The organism is Hyphomicrobium sp. NDB2Meth4, from assembly GCF_900117445.1.
In the GTDB taxonomy this organism is placed as follows: Bacteria; Pseudomonadota; Alphaproteobacteria; order Rhizobiales; family Hyphomicrobiaceae; genus Hyphomicrobium_A.
In genome coordinates this window covers 1-23813 of sequence record NZ_FPEJ01000013.1, presented here as the reverse complement: position 1 = coordinate 23813, position 23813 = coordinate 1, and the positions used below count along the sequence as shown (strand labels likewise).

The 23813-nt window shown below is 60.5% G+C and carries 18 protein-coding genes; 15 read left to right on the top strand and 3 right to left on the bottom strand.

The genetic code is table 11. The features are described 5' to 3' along the window. Positions 1 to 5 precede the first annotated feature (5 nt). The 9 genes from NDB2M4_RS15080 to NDB2M4_RS15040 all read left to right on the top strand — a co-directional run bounded on the left by NDB2M4_RS15080 (position 6) and on the right by NDB2M4_RS15040 (position 12043). A complete protein-coding gene (locus NDB2M4_RS15080) occupies positions 6 to 1064 on the top strand; it encodes an HlyD family secretion protein (RefSeq protein ID WP_072376565.1) in 1059 nt (352 codons plus the stop codon). 11 nt (positions 1065 to 1075) lie between these two features. Continuing rightward, positions 1076 to 1435: an Hpt domain-containing protein gene (locus NDB2M4_RS15075; protein WP_072376563.1), complete on the top strand. Its 360-nt coding sequence runs from the start codon at positions 1076 to 1078 to the stop codon at positions 1433 to 1435. Then, the gene (locus tag NDB2M4_RS15070; protein WP_171988117.1) at positions 1435 to 3528 is read left to right on the top strand and encodes a hybrid sensor histidine kinase/response regulator; all 2094 of its coding nucleotides are present in this window, start codon (positions 1435 to 1437) and stop codon (positions 3526 to 3528) included. Before NDB2M4_RS15075 ends, NDB2M4_RS15070 begins: the two co-directional genes overlap by 1 nt. Beyond that, complete coding sequence (locus NDB2M4_RS15065; RefSeq protein WP_072376559.1) at positions 3529 to 5970, top strand: PAS domain-containing hybrid sensor histidine kinase/response regulator; 2442 nt, start codon at positions 3529 to 3531, stop codon at positions 5968 to 5970. Between the two features lie 952 nt (positions 5971 to 6922). Beyond that, positions 6923 to 7906, top strand: coding sequence for a formylglycine-generating enzyme family protein (locus tag NDB2M4_RS15060; protein ID WP_072376557.1), 984 nt, complete (start codon positions 6923 to 6925; stop codon positions 7904 to 7906). 17 nt (positions 7907 to 7923) lie between these two features. After that, positions 7924 to 9573, top strand: coding sequence for an arylsulfatase (locus NDB2M4_RS15055; RefSeq protein WP_072376555.1), 1650 nt, complete (start codon positions 7924 to 7926; stop codon positions 9571 to 9573). A 21-nt stretch (positions 9574 to 9594) separates the two neighbouring features. After that, entirely contained in the window at positions 9595 to 10602 is a 1008-nt protein-coding gene (locus NDB2M4_RS15050) for an HAD family hydrolase (RefSeq protein WP_072376553.1), read from the top strand. After that, complete coding sequence (locus NDB2M4_RS15045; protein WP_072376551.1) at positions 10599 to 10928, top strand: DUF3302 domain-containing protein; 330 nt, start codon at positions 10599 to 10601, stop codon at positions 10926 to 10928. The genes NDB2M4_RS15050 and NDB2M4_RS15045 overlap by 4 nt, the downstream gene beginning before the upstream one ends. Continuing rightward, complete coding sequence (locus tag NDB2M4_RS15040; protein ID WP_072376549.1) at positions 10928 to 12043, top strand: HlyD family secretion protein; 1116 nt, start codon at positions 10928 to 10930, stop codon at positions 12041 to 12043. The genes NDB2M4_RS15045 and NDB2M4_RS15040 overlap by 1 nt, the downstream gene beginning before the upstream one ends. 257 nt (positions 12044 to 12300) lie before the next feature. On the opposite strand, the gene NDB2M4_RS15035 is transcribed toward NDB2M4_RS15040, so the two are convergent. Beyond that, entirely contained in the window at positions 12301 to 13764 is a 1464-nt protein-coding gene (locus NDB2M4_RS15035) for a PEP/pyruvate-binding domain-containing protein (protein ID WP_348533049.1), read from the bottom strand. A gap of 194 nt (positions 13765 to 13958) precedes the next feature. After that, positions 13959 to 15878 carry a DUF47 family protein gene (locus tag NDB2M4_RS15030; protein ID WP_072376546.1) on the bottom strand — a complete coding sequence of 640 codons (1920 nt, stop codon included), beginning with the start codon at positions 15876 to 15878 and terminating at the stop codon, positions 13959 to 13961. Positions 15879 to 16911: 1033 nt separating this feature from the next. Between NDB2M4_RS15030 and NDB2M4_RS15025 the strand changes: the two genes are divergently transcribed. From NDB2M4_RS15025 to NDB2M4_RS15010, 4 genes are all read left to right on the top strand, one after another. Next, positions 16912 to 19302 (top strand): TonB-dependent receptor, encoded by a 2391-nt coding sequence (locus NDB2M4_RS15025; protein ID WP_083556421.1) that lies wholly within the window; start codon positions 16912 to 16914, stop codon positions 19300 to 19302. Positions 19303 to 19530: 228 nt separating this feature from the next. Next, complete coding sequence (locus tag NDB2M4_RS15020; RefSeq protein ID WP_072376542.1) at positions 19531 to 20145, top strand: short chain dehydrogenase; 615 nt, start codon at positions 19531 to 19533, stop codon at positions 20143 to 20145. A gap of 79 nt (positions 20146 to 20224) precedes the next feature. Then, positions 20225 to 20596, top strand: a complete 372-nt coding sequence (locus tag NDB2M4_RS15015) for a hypothetical protein (RefSeq protein WP_139247320.1) — start codon at positions 20225 to 20227, stop codon at positions 20594 to 20596. Positions 20597 to 20653: 57 nt separating this feature from the next. After that, positions 20654 to 21067, top strand: a complete 414-nt coding sequence (locus NDB2M4_RS15010; protein ID WP_244536197.1) for a hypothetical protein — start codon at positions 20654 to 20656, stop codon at positions 21065 to 21067. A gap of 157 nt (positions 21068 to 21224) precedes the next feature. Here the strand turns inward: NDB2M4_RS15010 and NDB2M4_RS15005 are convergent, their stop codons facing one another. Beyond that, on the bottom strand, positions 21225 to 22025 hold the full coding sequence (locus NDB2M4_RS15005) for an AraC family transcriptional regulator (RefSeq protein ID WP_072376538.1): 801 nt from the start codon (positions 22023 to 22025) through the stop codon (positions 21225 to 21227). Between the two features lie 166 nt (positions 22026 to 22191). Here NDB2M4_RS15005 and NDB2M4_RS15000 point away from each other — a divergent pair, with 166 nt between their 5' ends. Together NDB2M4_RS15000 and NDB2M4_RS14995 are read left to right on the top strand one after the other, a co-directional pair. Continuing rightward, positions 22192 to 22605, top strand: a complete 414-nt coding sequence (locus tag NDB2M4_RS15000; RefSeq protein ID WP_072376536.1) for a hypothetical protein — start codon at positions 22192 to 22194, stop codon at positions 22603 to 22605. Between the two features lie 21 nt (positions 22606 to 22626). After that, positions 22627 to 23031, top strand: a complete 405-nt coding sequence (locus NDB2M4_RS14995; protein ID WP_072376534.1) for a hypothetical protein — start codon at positions 22627 to 22629, stop codon at positions 23029 to 23031. Positions 23032 to 23813: the final 782 nt, after the last annotated feature.

Here is a 23813-nt window from a genome sequence, read left to right as displayed (position 1 = left end):
ACTTTATGAAGCGACTCCGTTCCAAAGCGAATTCAAAGCCGGTCAACCTAGGCGGAGATTGGCGATCCGGCCAGTGGACGCGCCGGATATACCTCGCAATCCTTGCTGCGATCGGGCTGGTCGCGCTCAATTATTTTGTGGGCGACGCCGTCATCCTGCATGCCGACGGGATGGTCGTCCGGGATCGCTACGAAGTTGCTGCGACGTTCCCGGCAAAGGTTTCCTCCGTTTATGTGCAGCAAGGCGACATCGTTCGTGAAGGTCAGGTGCTGGCAAAACTCGAGTCGGCGGAAATCCTGAAGGATATCGCCCAATTGTCGGTACAGTTCGCCGATGTTTCGACACGTGATGCGCAGTTGGAAATCCGGGCTGCAACCACACAGGCTTTGATGCCGCTGGCTGCGCGGCACGCTGAAGAATCTGCAAACGCCGTAAAGCGCTACGACACGATGAAGGCGCTGATCCCCACCAATCGGAAGGACGAGGCTCTGGGCTCCGAGTACCTGACGGCAGAAAGGCTGGCGGGGCTGCAGAACGAAAGCCGGATCATCACGCAGCAGCTTCCGCTGATTGCAGCCGCGCAGGAACGCGCGAAGACGGCGCTTTCGCAACTCGATGCCTTCTACGACGGGGGAAATATCAAGGCGCCGGTCGAAGGTGTCCTCGGCTCAAAGGTTCCGGTCCCAGGGCAAGTGGTGAAATTCGGCGACGCGCTTTTCGATCTCTACGGCACGCACGCAGAGGTGCTTGCCTACCTTCCCGACATGTACCTCTTTCCGATCGAGGTCGGAGACAAGGTTCAGGTCACGGGAGGCAGGACGAGCACAATTGGTGAAATCTCAGCGATCCTACCGGTTACGGAGGCGCTTCCCCCGGAGTTTCAGAACACCTTCCGGCCCCGCGATCGGGGCCAGCTCGTGCGCATCGAACTGCCTGCGCAGAACAACTTTGCCATCGCCCAGAAGATCGACGTGAGCGGCTGCATCGCTGGATGGTGCTGGGCTTCCGACGGCGAGAAGCAGCAATCCCTCTTCAGCCGCTTGTGGTCGACCTTCAGTTCATAGGAGCGCGGGACATGTCACTGCCCGAAAACCGCATGAAAACCAGTGCTCCAGTCCTCGATCGGGGCAAACTAGCCGAGCTGTCGGCACTTCTGGGCAAAGATAAGTTCGAAATTACCATCCAGAAGTTCGAAACAGACCTGGAGATGCGTGCTGCCAAGGTCATAGCAGCTGCTACCAGCCAATCCGACAGGATCTCGCACGCCCATAAGCTGGTTGGGACCGCTGGTGCGATCGGATTCGTCGAGTTGAGCGAGGAAAGCCGCCGTCTTGAGGAAGCACTGAAGCTGGGTGTGGGGGACGTCGATCGGCTGATCGAAGAATTCGCCGACGCTGCTGCGCGCGCAAGAGCAGCCTTAAATGGATTGAGATGATGCCGCGGGCCGACCAGTTCGCCGCTGGCTATACCGTTGCGGAACGGCATACGGTTGTGGTCATTGCGACCGTGTTAGCGTTCTGTGCGGCCGTCGTATTCAGCCTGGCTCTGACGCGAAACGACTTGGCGCTCGCAGCATTCTGGCCAGCCAACGGTGTTCTCTGCGTAGGCCTGCTAAACTTACGAAACAAATCCAGCCAGATCGTTTTGGCGACGCTCTGCGGCGGCGCCAACGCTCTTATCGGCGCCTACTTCGGCGATCCGTGGGGCATCAGCGTGATGTTTGCGAGCTTAAACGTAACGGAGGCACTGCTCGCTTATTGGGTCCTTCTTTTCGTAGAGCAACGTCAATTTCCCCTTCCGGTAACTCATCGTCTCGTTCCGTTCACGCTTGCAACCGCGTTGGCGGCCCCGCTGGTGCCGGCGGTCGTTGGCGCGCTCGCACTCCACTTCGCGCGAAATGTCCCGTTCTGGGAGACGGCACTCAACTGGTTTGCTTCCGATGCGTTGGGTCTGACGATTACAGTGCCGACCTTGCTTTTGTTCACTAGAGATGCCCAACAAATGGACGGCGGGCATTCGAAGTTCGAGATTGCCGCGCTATTCGCGTTGCTAGTCGCCAGCACGCTCTTTGTGTTCCTTCAACACCAGTACCCATTCCTCTTTATCGTGTTTCCAATCCTCACGCTCATGGCCTTCCGGGTCGGTCCGGCGCTCTCGGCTCTCGCTGCCGTCGCTGTGTCTGTCATCGCGGCTTTGGCAACGGTATCGGGCACAGGGCCAATCGGCCTCATGACAGCAAGCACGTGGGTGACAAAACTTCATGTGCTGCAGATCTTCATTGTCTTTGTCTTCCTTACCACGCTTCCGGTAGCTAACGCACTCAGCGAGAGGACCAAACTCATTGCTCTTTCGGAAGCTGCGGTGCGCTCGAAGTCCCAGTTTCTGGCAAACATGAGTCATGAGCTGCGCACTCCACTCAACAGCATCGCCGGCTTCACGCAACTTCTGCTCACTAGCCCAGATATCAGCCAAGGTGTGGCGCGAGACGTCGCAAAGATACGCAATGCAAGCACTGCGCTGCTAACGATCGTCGACGACATTCTCGACTACACGAAGCTTGAGGAAGGCCGTGTCGTTATTCAGCGTCGGCCATTTCGCCTCGGCCGGCTGCTCGAGAATTGCGTCGTCATCATGAGCAGTCTATCCGACGCGCGCGGCATACCCATTGTTCCGGATATCGACGATGCTCTTGAAGGACGGTGGTTTGTCGGCGACGAAGCCCGCGTTCAGCAGATCCTGCTTAACTTTTTGAGCAATGCGCTGAAATTCACAGATCGCGGAGCCATAACGATCTTCGTGGAAGTGGCGAGTAGCCTAAACGGCATATCAAGGCTCCGCTTTCGCGTGCGCGATACCGGTGTTGGCATAGACGCGTGTCAGCGCGACAACCTCTTTGAGCGCTTTAGCCAGATCGATGGATCCGCCACCCGCAAGCACGGCGGTTCGGGGCTCGGTCTTGCCATCTGCAAGCAATTGGTGGGAGTGCTTGGTGGGACGATAGGCATGGACAGCGACCTAGGGGAAGGCTCGGAATTCTGGTTCGAGGTGCCCCTGGAACCAATCGCTCCGGTGGGGGCAAACGACGTTGCAGGGCCGCAGGGTTCAGCGCAGAGCCCCCGCTCCATTTTGCTCGTCGAGGACTTGGAGCTCAACCGCGAGATAGCGATCGCGATGCTCAAACTAGGCGGGCACCACGTCGATGTGGCCGAGAATGGTATCGAGGCCGTCAATGCTGCGCGCTCGAAAACCTACGACGTTATCCTGATGGACATCCACATGCCGGTCATGGATGGCATTTCCGCCACGCACCAGATACGCTCGCTCGCCCGACCCAAAGGAGATGTTCCGATCATTGCTCTGACGGCTAGCGTTCTCCCTGACGAGGTGGCGCGATTTTATGCGGCGGGAATGGACGGCCACATCCGTAAGCCGATCGAACTGAGCGACATGCTCAACGAGATCAACCGGTGCACAGTTGCCTCGGATAGCGCGCAGCAATCGCAAGCGGACGGCCGGAGGAGCGCGTAAGTGCACGCGGACCGACAAATCGTTGTCTGGGATGTGAGCCGCATCGCTGCGATGGGTGTACTCATTCTCGGAATCGCCGTCCTCATCGGTTGGCAGTTGAATATCGATGTCCTGAAGCGCGTCGTGCCGGGCTTTCCAACGATGAACCCGTTAACGGCTCTCTGCTTCGTTGTGTCGGCATGGGCGCTGTGGCTCTCACTCTCGCGCTCGAACTTCTCTCATTACCTTTCTCTAGCTCTCTCCTTGCTGGTGTTGTCGGTAGCGGCGTGGGACTTGCTCTCAATTCTCATGAAGCACCAATTCGCTCCCGACGAGATACTGTTCGCTCAGTCTATCAATGCCACGATCCCGCAAAGCCGGATGGCGGCAAGCACAGCAGCGGGCTTTATGTTGACGACCGCGGCCCTTTTCTTGTCTACGTCCAAGCAGACCAACAGGCGCGTTGCGGGCCAATACGCTGCGTTTGCGCAGGCATTCATCGCCATCTTTGCGATCATCGGGTACGTTTACGGTGCCGGAACAGTACGCACCCTCGCGCCCTTCTCGCTGATGGCACTGCATACCTCATGGGGACTGCTCGTCCTCTCGGTGGGTGTGCTTTTTATAGATCCGAGCACGGGACCAATGTCGCTCGTGCTGTCAAGCGGTCTTGCCGGGCGCCTGCTTCGGATGATGACCCCCGCCGTTATCTTGGTTCCCATGATTACAGGCTGGGCATGCATACACGGGCTTCGGAGTGGGTCGTACGGTCCAGAGCTTGCGCTCACCTTGCTTGCGGGTGTGAGCATGATGTTGCTGTTCGGAGCAGCATTGCTTACGGGATCAACGGTTCAGGACAACGACCTGCAGCGGAAACGCCGACTCGAAGTGCTTCGCGCTTCGGAAGCGCGCATTTCCGGCATCCTTGCGATTGCGGCCGATGCGATCATCTCGGTCGACAGTAATCAACGGATAACGTTGTTCAATGCTTGGGCTGAAAAGATCTTTGGCTACAGCAGGGATGAAGCGATGGGGCAACCACTCGAATTTTTGCTACCAGAGCGCCTCCGCGAAGAACACATCCAGCAGGTCAAAAAATTCGGCGCAGGTCGCGTAGACGCCCGACGAATGGGCGAGAGACGAGAAATATTCGCTCGCAAGAAGGATGGCAGCGAATTCCCTGCCGAAGCCTCGATCTCTAAATTTATCGACGATGGTCAGACCGTCTTCACGGTCGTCTTGCGCGATATGACTGAAAGCCGTAGGGCGGCTGACGCCCTTTTGGACGCCAAGGAGAGGGCCGAGGTGGCCGCGCGCTCAGAGTCTGAGTTCCTCGCGAATATGAGTCACGAGATCCGCACGCCACTCAATAGCATCTCTGGCTTCACGCAGATCTTGCTGGGGCGGCAGAATCTTCTTCCCGAGGTGCGCGCGATAGTCGCCAAGATCAAACACTCGACAGCAGCTCTGACCACGATCGTAAACGACATCCTCGATTACGCGCGCCTTGAAAAAGGAAAGGTGGTGCTTTCTCCGACCCCCTTCTCGATCGCCGGTCTCGTGAACAACTGCATGTCGATTATCAGCAGCACTCAGATGCGGCAAGATTTGCACATCGAAGCATCAGTAGCACCGGAGCTTGAGGATCGGTATTATCTGAGTGATCCTGATCGCCTGCAGCAGATCCTCCTCAATCTCCTCAGCAACGCTGTCAAATTCACGCTCGACGGAAGCATTGTCTTGACCGTGACCGAGGACCGCAATGAGGCCGGCGAACAGTGCGTGCACTTCTGCGTGGCGGACACGGGGATCGGCATTCCTGCCGAGCACATCGATCGCCTCTTCCAACGTTTCAGTCAGGTGGATGCCTCCGTAAGCCGCAACTACGGGGGGACCGGTCTCGGGCTAGCGATTTGCAAACGGCTTGTCGAAATTTTGGGCGGAGAGATCGGCGTAAGAAGCGAGCCCGGGAAGGGCTCGACCTTCTGGTTCCGACTTCCCATGCATCAGACAACGGCACCAATTGAGGTGAGAAGGGAGATTGGTGGTCTCAAGCGACGCTCTGCAGTGCGACGCTCGATACTTCTCGTCGAGGACGTAGATCTCAATCGAGAGATAGCCGTCGCCATGCTCGAGGGGGCCGGACACCGGGTCGATGTCGCAACGAACGGAACCGAGGCAGTCAGCAAGGCGGCATCCAACGGTTATGATCTAGTCCTCATGGACATCCAGATGCCCGTAATGGATGGAATCTCCGCCACGGAGCGGATACGCGCCTTGAAGGAGAATAGCGCAGTCCCAATCGTGGCGATGACGGCTAACGTGCTACCGGACGAGGTGGCTCGGTTCTACGCTGCCGGCATGAACGGGCACATTCGAAAGCCCGTTGATCTTGACGAGTTGATCGCCGGCGTCGAACGCTGGGCCCGCGGCGGCGATGCCGCCATCGGCGGACCGGGTTGAGATGTGGTGGGGACGCCTGAGTTCGCGGAGAAGCCTGTTTGAGATTGAGCCCGGATGGTGCTCACAGGGCTCGTCGGAGACCGAGTTCACCGCCGGCCGCGCCCTCAGCGCTGCGCGGTCAAGCCAAGCGCTACCATCGGGAGATGTTTAGAACCGGCAAATGACGGGACGTTCCATTGAACTCAGCCCGGACCCGTAACCGGAAGCGCTTCCGCGGTCGACGAAGATCATACCGCGCCTGGAACTGAAGGCTGCCGCGGTTGCCGGGTGGTTGCCCGACTACTAGTCGTTAGCGGCGCTGTCGTTCTTAAGTCATTGAAAAGAATGGTGGGTGATGAAGGATTCGAACCTTCGACCCGCTGATTAAGAGGCAAGTAAAACGGCTCGTATTTTCAACCCCATTCTGACTTTGTCGCGGACTTTGGTTCATCAGCCATCAATGACTCACCACCGGAGTCAGAATGATCTTCAGGCGCCACTCTGTTGGCGGCCGAACGGGCCGCGGGGTCCTTACCTCTAGTCTCCACATGGTTCGCGTTCGAGACCTGCTCGTTCACCGGCCCTTTCCCCACCCTTCGCAACAGGCGGAAGCTTACTTCGGCTAGCTACGCCCCGCGCTTCTCCGCACACCATGAGCGGTTCGTCGCAGAAGCGGAAATCGGGCACCTCCAGGATGTCTAAGCTCATGCAGTTGCCTGCTACGTCCGCTGTCTGTGGGAGGTCGGTCGAACGCGTAGATGGCGTCGCGAGTGCTCGTGATCCAGGTCCCGCCGATCAGCTCCTGGCTGGATCGATTTGGCTCAAATGCATTGCAATCGCGCCAGCAGCGGGCGAGCGCTGCGAGGCATTAATTAATCGCTCAGGACAGAGAGCATTTGGCGACTGATCGCCAGATCGGTTGTGTATTCTCAACGCCAGGACAGATGCCGACGCAAGCAGGAGGTCCCAGGCGATGTCGCGCCTGCAGATACTCGCGCAAAGCGAGATGGTCCGCATACCCGGCGGCACTTTCGCGATGGGATCGGATCGCCACTATCCGGAAGAAGCACCCGTCCATCGCGTGACCGTCAGCCCGTTCTGGATGGATATGGCTCCGGTGACCAATCGGCAGTTCGCTACCTTCGTCGCAGCGACTGGCTACGTCACGTTCGCAGAGATCGCCCCCACGGCTGAGGACTATCCCGATGCGCTGCCGCACATGCTGCAGCCCGGCTCGATGGTGTTCAGGCCGCCGGTTGGCCCTGTCGACCTGCGCGACTTCAGCCAGTGGTGGGAGTTCTGCCTCGGCGCCGACTGGCACCACCCCTGCGGGCCGGAAAGTTCCACTGAAGGGCTCGACGAGCATCCGGTCGTGCACATCGCCCTTCAGGACGCGCTGGCCTATGCGCAATGGGCCGGCAAGTCGCTGCCGACCGAAGCCGAATGGGAGTTTGCCGCCCGCGGAGGACTGGAAGGCGCGGAGTTCGCCTGGGGCGATGAGCTCAATCCCGGCGGGCGGCAGATGGCCAACACCTGGCAGGGCACGTTCCCGCATGAGAACCTGCAGCTCGACGGCTACGAGCGCACCTCGCCCGTCAGCGCGTTTCCGGCCAACGGCTACGGCCTTTCGGACATGATCGGCAACGTCTGGGAATGGACCGAGGACTGGTATGCGCCCAAGCATTCCGGAGACGCGATCAAATCATGCTGCATTCCGAAGAACCCGCGCGGGGCCGCGGTTGAGCAGAGCTTCGACCCCTCCCAGCCGCGAGTACGCATCCCACGCAAAGTGCTGAAGGGCGGCTCGCATCTGTGCGCGCCGAACTACTGCCGACGCTATCGGCCTGCTGCGCGCCACGCCCAGCCGATAGACACGTCCATGAGTCACGTCGGCTTCCGCTGCATCCGTCGCGACAAAAGCCGGAGGGAAACCGAAACGGGGACCGTACGCAGATGAGCTAGAAGGACTGCTCCATGAAAAACGCCAAAAGACATCCGACCGGGCAGCAATACACCGCACTGGAGCCCAACCGCCGAAACATTCTCCTGAGCGGTGCTTCACTTCTGGCACTCGCGGCAGCGCGACCGGACACCGCGCAAGCGCAGGAGCCGAAACCGGCTCCGACTGGCGCAAATGACGGCAGCAAGCCCAACGTGCTCGTCATCTGGGGCGATGATGTCGGGATCTGGAACATCTCCCACAACAGCAAGGGCATGATGGGCTATATGACGCCCAACATCGACCGCATCGCCAACGAGGGTCTCTCGTTCACAGATTACTACGGCCAGCAGTCGTGCACGGCGGGGCGTGCGGCGTTCCTTGGCGGCAACGTGCCGGTGCGCACCGGCATGACGAAGGTCGGGCTGCCGGGCGCCAAGGAGGGATGGCAGAAGACCGACGTCACCATCCCCACCGTGATGAAGAGCCTCGGCTACGCAACGGGTCAGTTCGGCAAGAACCATCAAGGCGACCGCGACGAGCACCTGCCGACTATGCACGGCTTCGATGAGTTCTTCGGCAACCTCTACCACCTTAACGCGGAGGAGGAGCCGGAGGACCCCGACTACCCGAAAGACCCAGAGTTCCGCAAGAAATTCGGGCCGCGCGGCGTGATGCATTCCTGGGCCAACGCCGACGGCACACAGAAAGTCGAGGACACCGGCCCGCTGACGAAGAAGCGCATGGAGACAGTGGACGAGGAGACGCTTGCGGCCGCCAAGGACTTCATCCGGCGCACGCAGAAAGAAGGCCTGCCGTGGTTCGTGTGGTGGAACGGTACGCGCATGCACTTCCGCACGCATGTCAAAGCGGAGCATCGCGGGATCTCCGGTCCCACGGGCGATGAGTACCAGGACGGCATGGTCGAGCACGACATGCACGTCGGCCAGCTATTGAAGCTGCTCGACGACCTCGGTATCGCCGACAGCACGCTGGTGTTCTACTCCACCGACAACGGGCCTCATTTCAATACCTGGCCGGACGCTGCTACGACGCCATTCCGCAGCGAGAAGAATTCTAACTGGGAAGGCGCCTATCGCGTTCCCGCGTTCGTGCGCTGGCCCGGCAAGTTCCCGGCCGGCGTGACGCTCAACGGCATCGTCTCGCACGAGGATTGGCTACCGACGTTAGCGGCGGTCGGCGGTGACCCGAATATCAAGGAGAAGCTGCTGCAGGGCGTGGACCTCAACGGCCGGCATTACCGCAACTACATCGACGGCCAAAACATGCTGGACTACTTCTCCGGCAAGGCGAAGGAGTCGCCGCGCAACGAGTTCATCTACGTCAACGACGACGGCCAGGTCGTGGCCATACGCTACGAACCATGGAAGGCAGTCTTCCTCGAGAACCGCGCGCATGCGCTCGAGGTGTGGCGGGAGCCGTTCGTCGAATTGCGTTTGCCGCTGCTCTTCAATCTGCGCCGCGATCCCTTCGAGCGGGCCCAGCACAACTCCAACACCTACAATGACTGGTTCCTGGCGCACGCCTTCGTTGCGGTTCCGATGCAGGCGTTGGCGGCCAAGTTCCTGCAGACGATGGCGGAGTATCCGCCGAGTCAAACGCCGGGATCGTTCAACCTGGAGAAGGTGCAGAAGCAGATCGAGGCGGCGGCGAGCGGTCGATAGGCCGCGCGGGAGTTGTTTGAGATGCGTTGCTCATTCTCGAAGACCTTCATTGTCGCGGTGGCGGTTGCCGTTCTTCCGCATCTCCCTGCGCGCGCCGCCGACGCGCTGCCGTCATGGAACGATGGCGCGGCGAAGAGAGCCATCGTTGCGTTCGTCGAGAAAGTCGCCAAGCCCGGCACACCGGATTTCGTCGAACCCGCGAAGCGCATTGCCGTGTTCGACAACGACGGGACGCTGTGGAGCGAGCAGCCCATGTACGTTCAGCTCGCTTTCCTGTTCGACCGCGTCAGGGCCTTGGCGCCGCAGCACCCCGAATGGAAGGACAAGCAGCCTTACAAGGCCGCGCTCGAAGGCGATCTCAAAGCACTCGGTGAAACCGGAATGCGCGGACTGACCGAGCTCACGGCAGCGACACACGCTGGCATGTCCGCGGAGGAATTCGAGGAGATCGTCACGCAATGGCTCGCCACCGCGCGCCACCCGAAGTTCGACCGCCCCTACACCGAGCTTGTCTACCAGCCGATGCTCGAGCTGATGAGCTATCTGCGTTACAACGGCTTCAAGACCTTCATCGTGTCGGGCGGCGGCATCGACTTCATCCGGCCGTGGGCGGAGAAGACCTACGGCATCCCTCCAGAGCAGGTCGTGGGCAGCAGCATCGAGGTGAAATATGAGACGAAAGATGGCGAGTCGACCCTCGTCCGTCTGCCGGAGCTACGCTTCGTCGATGACAAGGCCGGAAAGCCCGTGGGTATCCACTTCCACATTGGCCGACGACCCATCGCCGCTTTCGGCAATTCCGACGGCGATCTGGAGATGCTGGCCTACACGACCGCAGGGAGCGGCCTGCGTTTCGGTCTGCTCGTGCGCCACGACGATTCAGAGCGCGAGTATGCCTACGATCGCGACAGCCTGTTTGGAAAGCTCGACAAGGCGCTCGACGAGGCCAAGGCACGCGGCTGGACCGTCGTCGACATGAAGAGAGACTGGAAGACGGTGTTCCCACCCGAGCAGGGAGCGCTGCGATGACGCTCGACTACGTCGCTCTCTTCTTGCTCATCGCCATCATATCCCTCGTAATCTACGGGACAGTGGCGGTCTACGGAATTCCGCATGAGATTGCCAAGGCGCGCAATCATCCGCACCAGGATGCCATCGGTGCGGCAACATGGGTCAGCCTGCTCACTCTTGGCGCACTGTGGCCGTTTCTGTGGATTTGGGCGCTCGCCTACCGGCCCGATCGCGGCTGGGGCTTTGCCAAAGCTGATCCGGGCGCCGACATGACCTCTGCATTGGCGGAGCTTAAGTATCGCGTCGCCTCGCTCGAGCAGCGGGCCAAAAAGCCGGTGCTGTGATGGCGATACTGCTGCTGCTCGCTTACACTGCCATCCTCGTCGTAGTCTTCAAGCTCATCAACGTGCCGGTCAACAAATGGTCGATCACCACCGCAGCGATCGGCGGCGTGGCTATCGTCGGCGGACTGCTGTTGGCGATGAACTACAATCACCCTTACGCTACGGACGGTCGCCTCTACTTCTATACAACCCCCATCGTCCCCACGGTGAAAGGCCGGGTGACTAATGTGGACGTGCAGCCCAACGTGCCGTTGCACCAGGGCGACGTGCTGTTCCGCATCGATCCGCGGCCCTATCAGTACGTCGTCGACCAGAAGAAGGCGCTGCTGGCGGAGGCGAAGCAGAGTGTCAAACAGCTCAAAAGCTCCCTCGACCAAGCGACCGCCGGAGTGCAAAAGGCCGAAGCGCAGCTCGATCTGGCGCAGCAGACCTACGATCGCAAGTCATCACTGCTGGCCAAGGATGTCGTCTCACAGGCGGCGGTCGACACCGCTTCGCGCAATCTCGAGGCAGCACGCCAACAGTTGCTCGCGAACCAAGCCGCGGAGGAGCGCGCCCGGCTTGGCTTCGCCTCCGAGATCGACGGCGTCAACACGGCCGTCGCTCGATTGCAGGCGGATCTGCACAACGCCGAGTACGACCTGGCCGAGACGACCATCGTCGCTCCCACGGACGGCTACGTCACGCAGCTCTTTCTGCGCCCCGGCATGACGGCAAACCCATCGACGCCGGCGTTGGTGTTCATTCACAGCGCCGACAACCCGTTCGCGGCTTCCTTCCCGCAGTACGCGCTGCAAAACGTGCGCGTCGGCGACGAGGCGGAGATCGCCTTTGATGGCATTCCGGGAAGCGTGTTCAAAGCGAGGGTCAAGCTGCCCGCCGACGCCATGGCACAGGGCCAAGTGCAGGCCGGCGGCGCGCTCCTGGATCCGGCCGAGCGCGCGCAGCCTGGCCGCGTCTTGACGAGCTTTGAGATCACCGACGACCTGTCGGGCTACCAGCTTCCCCCCGGCGCCACTGCGCAGGTCGCCATCTACACCGATCACTGGACGCAGATCGCCATCATCCGTCGCGTCATGCTGCGCATGCGGTCCTGGCTCAACTACGTGCTTTGAGGCACCGCGGCTCCTTCTGCCCCTGAGCAGGCTTCCGACCGACTTCGGCTTCTGAGCCGATTGCGGACTCGGTGGAGATCGGTCTAGACACTGCCCACAGACAGCCCCCCGACGTCCGCAAACTCGGCATTGCAGTCCTGTGTCGAACGTCGGATATCCCGTTTGCGGACTACGCAGCAGCCGCTTTCAACCGTTAAAAGAAGATCCGCCAGCGCGTCCGGTATTCCGCTGCGAGCGGACACGGGCGCCCGCGGCTATCAAATTGCTGGCTCCGCGCCTGCGCCATGGCTCTTGCGCCGCCACTTTTTGATCTCTGCGAGCATCTCTTTAGGCTTCGTGCGCTTCACCTCAAGGGCGCCTGCATAAATGAGGCCCGTGGCCGCGTCGACGGACAGCGTATCGCCCTCTGCAATTTCAACACCGCCGAACCGGGCCGCACGGCCTGACGGCTCGATCGAAAGCGCATCGCAGGCGACGAGACAGGCTTTTCCAAGTTGACGGGCCACGACCGCCGCGTGGGACGTACGGGCGCCCCGTGCGGTCACAAGTGCATCCGCTTCCGCGACCGCGGCGATATCCTGTGTTTCCGCATGCTCTCGCAGCAGGATGACGCCTTTCCCGCTCTTTTTTAGCTCTGACACGCGAGCGGGATCGATAGCAGCCAGACCAACTGCCACGCCAGCGCTTGCCGCGGTTGCGTGCGCAATGGGCTCCACGCCCTGCGGAACAATCAGCTCTTGGTACTCGACCCCATCGACGTCGATCGAGCTGAGCCTTTTGAGGGCCGTGTCCGCAGTAACGAGGCCAGCTGCGACGAGATCGTGGGCGATCTGCAATGCGGCAAGGGGTGTACGCTTTCCAGAGCGGGCCTGGAGCATGTACAGCTGGCCATCCTCGATCGTGAACTCGAAGTCCTGCATGTCACCAAAGGTCTTCTCGAGTATCTCCTTGTTGGCGACAAGATCGCGATATGCGCGCGGCGCACGACGTTTAAGTTCGTCGGCTCCGAGCGCATTGCGCCGTCCGGCAACGACATCCTCGCCTTGGGCGTTTGCCAGATAGTCAACATAGAGCGCATCTGCGCCGTCGGCCGGGTTCCGAGTGAATCCAACCCCGGATCCGGACGTCGGTCCTCCATTGCCGAAAACCATGGCTTGGATCAAGATTGCTGTGCCGGCATCATCTGGTATGCCGTTCAACGCGCGATAAGATTTAGCACGGCTGCTCATCCAGGATTTGAGCACGGCCTCTATTGTCGCCACGAGCTGGTCAATTGGCTTCTCTGGCAACATACGTCCAAGCTTCTGATCGCAGACAGATTGATGCTCGGCAATGATGGACTTGAGCTGCTCCGTATCAAACTCATGACGGTCAGCGAGCCCGGATTCTGCGATTTCCTTTTCGATGATCTCCTCGAATATGCGCGGGTCGGCCCCGTCTACGACCTCTGCATATTGCTCTATGAGGCGCCGGTAGCAATCAAGAGCTAGGCGCGGGTTGCCCGTGAGGCGTACGAGCCCACGTAGTGTCCCCTCGGTAAGTCCGACGTTGAGCACCGTCTCCATCATGCCTGGCATCGATACAGCAGCCCCCGACCGCACCGAAACTGGGAGCGGGCGCTTTGTATCGCCGAAGCGCCGCCCCGTCTGGCGCTCGAGCTCCTTGAGTTCTGATGCGAGGACCGTCTCAAGATTGTTAAGACTCGCAGCACCAAACTTCATATAGGCCCGACAGAGATCGGTCGTGAGAACGAAACCCGGCGGCACCGGGAGCCCAGCTCTGGCCATGATCATAAGGTTCAGAGCTTTGGACCCGACGATCTCGCGCGCTGGCAGCTCGGCGGTTGTACCGGCTGACAGAAGGCGGAACATCTGGAACGGCCGCGCGACCGCAGAAAAGTGGGCAGCCGTCCTATTCATGCGAGCACCTCGTCAAGCAGATAGGCCCTGAGCGCCTGAGCCGCGTGGGAATAAGCGTCGGTTGCCTGTTCAAGAGCGCTTGCGATGAGATCGACAAGATAAATTGTGCGCGCACTCTCCGCGCGTGACGCAAGTGCACTCCGGATCGAACGAAGAAGACGGTCAGCCTCGTGCTCAAGTTCCATCACTCGGCCCGCCGCCTTCAAGAAGTCGTCGAAGTCGTCCCGCAATTCTATGCTTGAGATCGTTGCAGCGCACTCGATGCACTTGATCAGCTCCTGCGATGCCGCAAGCACGGCATCCGCGAGCAGACAGAGCTCATCAAACGGAGCATCGATCCGCGGCGTAAGCGGTATGAGCACGACGAGACTGGCTGCCTCCTCAAGCTCGTCCACGGCATCGTCAGCACTTTCGAAGAACATCAAGAGCGCGGCGGGGTGGCGATGGCGTTTGATATCGTCGCGCGCCTCGTTCAAAAGCTGATCGGCGCGATGCTCCCAAGCAGCGGCACGTTTGGCCAGGGAGTCAGGCGCACGCATTGTGCTGGCAATGCCATCCAGCGCCTCGCGGACTGTGACCGCAAGATCAAAACCCGTCGCCGCGTGTCGAGCGGCGATGTTGAAGACCTGGAGCCCTTTATCCTCGAAGTAGCGCCGCAGCTCGGCCTTAATCTCGTCGGCAATAAAGCGGCGTGACCGGCCCTCTCGCAGTCCGATCGACGCGACCTTCATGGCGTGCTGGAGAAACTTCTCGGCATTCTCCTCACCAATTAGTCGATCCAGACGATCGCCATAGCGCAGCTGCTCGCCTGCAGCATACTCGACTGCCTCGGCCAAAAGCTGCTCTCCTCCGGCCTCCAGTAGTCCCCGATGACCAAAATCGTGATGCGCGGCCCACCTCAGAACATCGATCGCGTATCTATTCGGGACGAAGGCGCGCAAGCGCTTTCGCATCTTGTTCCAATCGATGAGAAACACGATCCGGGAGCCGAGGTGTTCCAGGTACCGCGCAAGCGCTGTCTCGTCGGCGGCGAGGTAGGTGGCCGTAGTGAGCATGTAGTCGCGGTTCTCGAGTGTGTCGCTCGTGCGTGAATTTGCTTGCTGCCAATCCACCTGAAAGTCTGAGAAGAGGCTCACGAAGAACTCGAGCCGCTTCTTGTGAATGTCGGTATATGTGAGCGTCGCCTCGAGCTCACTCACTCTAAGTACGAGCACGTGCGCGTCCGTCGTGCCAATATCATTTTGAATGAGCAGGCGCCCTGCGTGCTCCGTCGCCGTCGTGGCGAGACCAGGATGGTCGAACTTCAAGACTGCGGTTCGATTCAGGCCTGACATGAAGCTCTCGACGAGTCGCCTCGAGCGCTCCGGCAAGCGGTAGACGCTAGCGCCGAGGATGTTGTCGGTGGCCGTCGCAGCCTGAAGCGCGTTGATCGCGCGATGTGCATCCATGACGAGCAGGTGCGGGCTATCGCCTCTCTCGCGATCGCCGGACGTCATGGCATCGATGTCAGCGCCTGGGACAATGCCATCCGCGGCAAATTTGAAATCAAACTTCGCGGCGCGAGTGCGCAGCGGCTGCGCCTGTTCCTCGGGAAGACACGCGATCATGGCGCTGATTGCAGCATCAATCCGCGCTAGAAGCTCCCCGATGTGTGGAACTGCGTAGTGGCCGCGGCTGGGGCTGCGCGTATCAGCCACCACCGCATCGAGCCATGAGTCCGGGATATGGCTTGCGAGCCTTTCGGACTTGAGGTCGGGTGTAGGTGCGATGGGCCGATCAGCGTTGGCTCTGGCTGTCTGCAGCAGCGCAAAATAGTACTTTACGTGATCGTTCGCCATCAGCGATGCAGCTATCCGATCCGGTAACACAAGATCTGTGTCGCCGAGCTCGGCTACGATCTTGGCTTTAGCAACCATGGCTCTCCCTTCTCAACGGCTGGCAGTCATGATGGCCGAGGTCTGGAACGCCTTGGAGGCGAGATCTGTCTGCCTGTCAGGAGATCGGGAAGGGTGGGAGGCCCAGCAGGACCAGGCGGCAGCCATGGCATGCGGTGAGGTATAAGCCGAGAGATGCCCAGTTGTCGGCCGGAGAATTCGATCTACGCGAAAATGCTCGGGTTCTTGTGGCGTCTTCTCAATGGGTGAGTCGACGGCGGGTGTGTCTAATGCAGAGACGCTCTCGTCGACGACACTGTTCTTCTCAGACGCCAAGCGCACCTGAAGCTCGCGGTCACCACGCAGATCTCGAAGCACTATTTTCCCCTCAGCCGCCGCGCACTCACAAGAGGAGTAAAGTGCCTTTATGACAGATTAATCTCGCTGATGTTCTATCTCAGATTATGCCCAAGCTCGGATGCATCAGCCCGCAGGCGGCAAAGTCCAGTTTTGCGACGCGTGCGCGCTTCCCTGCCTTCGGTAACTTGGCTGGTCTTCCCCTGTCAGCGGACGCGATCAGCGTAGGCGGCCGCGTCGGCGATCATCGGGCCAGCGACTTCCGCAATTGAGACGCAACAGCCGTGTCGCATCGTAGCAATGCCGAGAAAGCCGCCATCTCCTGTCTGATCAGTCCGTCGAAGACTGCGCGCGCTAACGCGGCCGCAATAGGTCGGCAAGCTGACATCGGGGCGGTCGGGCTGCACGCATGATGGTGCGCCGAGCGGAGAGGAGGAAAGTGCCGGTGCCATCGGCGGGTCTCGCGACATTTTCGCGCGTGCCGAGATGCATTTCGGCAACGAGTGCCGCGGAACCAGAATGATGACTATTTTGGTAAACATTTTGGCTGGTTCGCGCAACGCACCTGCCAGCCCCGTTTGCTTTAGTCGTCCATGCAGTCCTCCTAGCCGCCGCGTCGGAGAAACTGCAGGGGGTGGGTGAGTCAGCGGCTGTTTTCGACGCACACATCTCCTTTGGCCAAGTTCCAGCGTTTGTAGGCCGCGTAAAGGAGAGGTAGATGAGTTCAAAAGTACTGCGTCCGTTGCTATCGGGAGCAACGGCGACCGCGAGTGTAGCGGCCAGTCTTGTCGGCTTCTTCCCGGGTCATGCGGCCGGGCAGGAACCCCAATCGAAACCAGCCGATGCGGCGGTGCCGCTGCCCCCGCTCACGGTGGAAGCCACCGAAAAACCAAAGGCTAAGAGCAAGAAGAAGAAAGCCTCTTCATCCGCCGGAACGTCTGCGGCGACCGCAGCGCCGCAACCCTTGCAACCCACCTCTCAAAGCGACGGTACAGGGGCCGAGAGCGCCAACGCGCTCAACAGCGGCACGGGCTTAGGACGACTGCCGGGAACCCTGCAAAGCACGCCGCAGACGGTGACCGTCGTGCAGCAGAAGGTTCTCCAGCAGCAGCAGGTTACGACCATCAATCAAGCGCTGCAGAACGTCCCCGGCATCACGCTGGCGACCGGCGAAGGCGGCGGAGGGATGAACGGAGACCAGTTCCGTATTCGCGGCTTCGACGCCAAAGGCGACGTCTATGTGGACGGCCTGCGCGATTTCGGCGCCTATACCCGCGACAGCTTTGCAACGGAAAGCGTCGCCGTCTTCAAAGGACCGTCCTCGGAAAGCTTCGGCAATGGATCGACCGGCGGCATCATCGAATTGCAGAGCAAGACCGCGCATCTGGGCGACGCCAACTCGATCGAAGGCAGCATCGGCACGGGACCGTTGGAGCGCTCGGTCATCGATGTGAACAAGCAGATCGGCGACACCACAGCCGTGCGGGTCGTCGGCATGCTGCACGACCAGGATATCGTAGATCGCGATCATGTGTACTCCGATCGGTGGGGTGTACTCGGCTCCATCGGATTTGGACTGGGCACCGATCAGACGCTGACGGTGAACTATCTGCACCAGGATGGCGACCGCAGACCCGACATGGGGGTACCTATTCCATATTTACCCGGCGTCGTTACTTCTCCCGTCACCGAGTACGGCGTCCCACGCTCGAACTACTTTGGCAAGGAAAGCGATCGCGACGAAACGCAAGTCGACATGCTTACGGTTCGCTACCGCGGCAAGGTCAATGATTGGCTCACCATATCGAACGACAGCCGCTACGCCGAGTATTCGCGGAAACTGTCCATGACGACCACAATGTGCGCCTTCGCCTTTCCGCCATTTGGTTTATACTCAAATTGCGGGGCTAATGTTCTCGCCGGGAACCTGGGCACGCCCTACGATATATGGCTGGTGGGCGGTCCCCGCCAGGATACATCCGGCGGCCAGAACATCACGACAGCGCTCGCCAATTTCCACACCGGGGCGTTCCGCCACCAGGCGGTATTTGGTATCGATACCTGGTATCAGAAAAACGATCGCGATTATCTTTCTGCGCCGCAAGGTGCGACGCCCGGCGGGACACTCCTCGATCCCAACTTCGAAAATCCTCCCGGTTTTCAGCTTACGAACTCGTCGCGCTCCAAGTCCGAAGCGTGGGACGTCGGGCTGTTCGCCAGTGACAGGCTCTGGCTGACGCCGGAGTTGTCTGTCCTGGGTGGCGTACGCTGGGATAGCTACCATGCCGAGATTGCCTCGACGAACGCGGCGGGACAGCTGGGCGAGTCCTTGGGAAGTGAGACGCAGTTTACCAGTCCGAAGCTCTCGGTCATCTGGGAGCCTACCCATGCTGAGACATACTATGTCAGCTACGCCAAATCATTCACGCCGCAGGGCGCGGATGTCGCCACCTCGTTCTCCTTCAGTCCTGCCACGCAACCAAACCTCAAGCCCGATGATAACGAAAGCTACGAGGTCGGCGCCAAGTGGAGTCTTCTCGATGGCAGGCTCGGCGCCACTGCGGCCCTGTTCCAGGTGGAAAAGAACAATGCGAGGTACGCGGACCCGCTCACTGGTGATTCGGTGACGACGGGCGAAACGCAGCGCGTCCGCGGCCTCGAGCTGGGCCTGACGGGCCAGATCACGAAGGCTTGGACGGTGCAGGCCGCCTATACCTACATGGACAGCGAAATCCTAACGTCGGGGCCCCTAACTACCTTCGACCCTCTGCCGACCGTAGGCAATCGCGTGCCGTACGTTTCCGAGCACGGAGCCTCGCTGTGGACGACCTACGACATCGCCACACTGGTGGCCGGGATGCCGGGCGCCCTGCTGGTCGGCGCAGGCGTGAACTACCGGTCAGACTACTTCGCCGATTCGAGCAACATGTATCTGATCCCCGCCGCGACAACGATCGACGGCTTGGTATCCTACGAAATAGGCGACTACCGCATCGCCCTCAACGGCTACAACCTCACCGATGAACTCGCCTACACCTCGGCGTTCTACTATCGGGCCGAGGTTGCGCCGGGCCGCGCCTTCACGCTCACGGCCAGCAAAAAGTTCTGAAAAAGAAATCCAGCGATGACGGCTCGTGCCGTCATCGCTCATTTCCCATGCCGCCGCTGCCGGTGACCAATTCTAAATGTCGATTGTCCGTCCCGCGCAATGACGCGTCGACGTTCGTCGCTACAGTATTTTTCGACCGGTTTGGATCGATCCCGCTTCTCCCTCCCCGAGTCGTGGCCCCCCGACCCTGGCCCTTCCCCGCGGAAATTGCTCTAGAAAGATAGCGCCATGAAAATCATTCTCGTCGGAGCCAGCGGCACCATCGGCAGGGCCGTTGCGGCGGAGCTGGGCCAGCGGCACGAGATCGTAGCGGCCAATCGGAACAGCGGCGGCATTCGCGTCGATATCTGCGACCCGATGTCGATCCAGCGCCTCTATGCCGAAACTGGCGCGTTCGACGCCGTGGTCTGCACGGCGGGGGATGCCTACTTCGGGCCCTTCGATCAATTCACCGACGCGCAGTTCGACTTCGGGCTACGAAGCAAGCTGATGGGCCAGGTCAACCTCGTGATGCTCGGCCACAAGCACATCCGCGACAGCGGCTCGTTCACCCTCACCAGCGGCCTACTGAGCGACGATCCGATCCGCGAAGGGGTTTCCGCCGCCATGGTGAGCAGCGGCATCGACGGGTTCGTGCGCGGCGCCGCGATCGAGCTGCCGCGCGGCATCCGCATCAATGTCGTTAGTCCAACCGTGATCGAGGAATCGCTGCCGGCCTATGGCCCTTATTTCCGCGGCTTCAAAGGCGTTCCGGCGCGCGAGGCAGCGCTAGGCTACGCCAGAAGTGTCGAGGGGGCGCAGACCGGACGCGTCTACCGCATCGGCTGGACGCGCGAAGACTGAGCGAGCGATAATCCATTACAGCTGCGCGTCGTCGGCAGTGCGCACCACCTTGACGATGAGCGCCGCGTAGACGGCGCTGATGAAGCCCGACAGCACGTTGAAAGCTGACGATAACGCCGATAAGGCGCGCCCACTCCTCGCCCACGACCACCGACAGCGCCTTTACGATGGACTCGTCGAACTCCTGCATCAGTTGGAAGAACAGCTCGCTCACCTGCTCGATCGACGGCTGCGCCGGGGTGTTGAGGATGATGTGCCAGCCGATGCCCGTGACGTTCGTGGCCGGCAGAATATCATCCCCCGCTCGCCCTCGTGCCGACGCAAGCACCAAGGGCAATGTCTGCAGCACAGGGGGTGGGGTCAATTCACACTCGTGCCCTCACCGCTCATTTCCGATGCCGCCGCTGCCGGCGGCCGATTCAAAATGCAGATTGTCCGTCTCGCGCAATGACACGTCGACGTTCGTCGCTACAGTTTGAGTCCGGGCATCAACTGTGGGCGCAGGCGGATGGAAAAGCTGGCGATCGAATCGTGGGGCGACTTTACCGACCTCGCCCCCGGCACGAACTGGCGAACGGTGCACGGATTGGTGCAGGTGAAGATTGCTCTTTATCTCGGATTGCTCTTGACCATGACTGGGCCGGCGCTGGCGAATGACACCGGCCTGGCGACCACACTTCATGACATCCGGCGCGAAGGCGGCCGCAACTGCTTCGCGACGCATTATCACTACGGCAGCAGCTCCGGCCTGAGCTCTGCCGCCGCAGCCAAACGAGAAGCCATCAAATCCTGGGCCGACTTTGCGGATCTCGAGTATGGCTCCGATTGGGCTAAGTACGGCAAGGCCGCAGGCAAATCCGTGAGCTGCAATCAATCAGGTAGTGGTTGGGGCTGCGACGTCGCTGCGCGCCCCTGCAAATGAATGCGATGCAGAGCACCTATCTACCGCGCGGCTGGGAAGGCTGAGCCAACTGTTCGTGAGGCACGGACTCTCCAAACCTCTCGGAGAGGCTTTCAACATATCACGCTGAAAAGTCGCCAATTCCAAACCGTCGACTAGGCACCGGAGCGCATCTCGCTCAAGCCGTTTTCTGCTTCTCCAGGAGATAGCGACTTGGCGGCTTGCCAACCATTTTTCGAAACATGGTCACAAAACTGCTGGCGCTCTCATAACCGAGATCGAGCGCGACGGTCTGGACCGTCTGGCCGGCGCTAAGGCGCTGCAGCGCAAGGATGACATGCAGCTGCCGTCGCCAGCGACCAAAACTCATGCCGATCTCCTCGGTCAACATGCGACTGAGACTGCGCTCGCTGACGGCGATGCGGGATGCCCATTCGGCGACGGTCGCCTGATCCGCCGGCGCTGAGACCAACAGTTGGGCGAGCTTCTGCAGCCGTGGATCGGCAGGGATCGGAAGGCGGAGATCTTCGACCGATGCTGCTGCCAGCTCATCGAGGATGACCGAGACAATACGGCCGTCCGGGCCATCGATAGCGTAGCGCTCCGGAAGCTCGTTGGCACGGAGCAGCAGATGCCGCAACAGAGCCGATACCGTGATCGTGCAGCATTTGGTGGGCAGGTTCGCGGCCGCATCAGGTTCTATGAAGAGACAGATGCACTCCACTTCGCCCGAGCCGAACGCGGCATGAGGCAACCCGCCTGGAATCCAGACGGCGCATTGCGGCGGCACGATCCAGACGCCGTCGTCCACCTCGCAGTTAATGATGCCACGGACCGTATAGAGCAGTTGCGCCTTCCGATGATGATGCCGGCGCGATTGCTCCATACTCTCGAGGCTGCCGACGGCGGCTGCTGCGACGAGAACGCGGGGGACATTGTCGACATAGGAAGACCAACCGGCGCGGACGTCCAAATACATCGGTGGGCTCAGCACTGTTCAAACATGGCCAGAATAAAACACATATCGGCCGGATTACGCAATGACGCCATGTCCAGCTCAGCTCTATCGTGATCGACGACGCGCGCGCCCGCTTCGACGGAAGCCCCGCTCCCGTTGGAGCTCGCGTTCGGAAGGGAGTGTAGCCGTGAACGACAAAGCACAAGGCCGGCTCGTTCTGGCGTGGCTCATCACGGCTGTCGGCGCTGTGATCTTCCTCACGATCCAGTCCTTCTCCTTCGTGAACGAGTACGTCAGGGCGGGCGGGACGACACCAGCAATCACCTTCGACCCGAGTCAGATGTGGGTGGTGTCAGCCTTCTACGGCGCCTGGGTCGTCCCCGCATTGCTGGCTCTGGTCGGAGGGTCTCCCGCCAACTGGGCCATGCTCATCCTGGGCACGGTCCTCGTGCTCCTGAATGCGCTCGGCGGGGCGTTCGACGGCCTTCGAGATGGCGGCCATCTCGTCTTCCTGGCGTTGCTGGCCATCGCGCTTCCGGGGTCATTCGCCATCGCCATGTCCTGGCGGCACGTACGGGCCGCGCCGCATGATCAGCATTGATCACCGATAGGAACGCAACCCATGTCCATGGACAGCTCGAATTTTCCCTACGTCTGGATCAGTTTCGCACAAAGCCCCGACCACGACCCCGTCAGGGACTTCGAAGAGTTGGAGGCGAACCTGAAGCGCGGGGAGCCATTCGTGCTCCTGAGCGATTCGGTGCCAGCCGAGGATCATGAGCACTCACCGGAAGAAAAGAAACGCACCTCATTGTGGATGAAGGAGAACAAGGCCGAACTACACAAGCTCGTGCTGGCGATGATCGTGATCGAGCCGAGCGCCGCAAAGCGTCTAGCATTCGCGGCCTTCTCTATGCTCTTTGCGAAATTCTGGGGCTATCCGCTGATGCTTGCCTCGTCCCGCGAGGAGGGCATGGAGATCGCCGGAAAGCTTCTGGCGGAGCATGCAGGATCAACAGCCGCCTAGGCGCTCCTGCCCGAAGAACCTGCGTAGCACACCATGGCGTCTTCCGCGTCACCGGATCCGCGGCTGCCTCGGGCTGGCACAGGCCCACAGAGACACACACAGAAGAGCGGCCCGACAAAGATATCTCGCCACGGACGAGCGGCCGCGTAAGAACGGTAGGCGGTCCCGGCAACCACGCCACACGCTTTGGCGTAGCGAGAACGCTTCATTTGGCTGGCCACTTCGTATGGCACGAGCGCGGCTTCAAATGATCCTCGGGTACCCACCCACGCTGGCCATTGGCAACTTTTCTGAGCAGACACCAGTCGTCCTGATTGCTCTCTAACCAGTTTGCCTTGGTTCCGGCGGCCATCGATGACATTGAATTGGCTGCCCGGCCCATCATAGCCAGTACTTTTTTGCGGGTCGAGGTGAGGCACGGTGCGCGCTACCTCGGCAGCGAAGTGGATGTTGCCATAGAAATTGCTGAGAAGATCGACATCCGAGGACTGCTTTCGCCCCATGTGTGGACGGCACCCCGTTGGCAAGGACTTTCTGGCTTGTCTCGCAGTGCTGGTCGGTAGCGCCCATGTGTCCGGCCTTTCTGCTCGGCGCGAACACCGATGGCCTTCATGCTATCCGCAAGATCAGCTCCCGATCAAAAGCACGCGCTCGTGGCGCCATGGGACGGATGGGTTTTGCTGATCCCGGTGGTCGACCGCTTACTGCATGACTTACCTTTTGCCCTCTCCAACCTCGTGAAGCGCGCCCCGTTGGGGCTCGCTCGTTCCTTATGCTGCGTG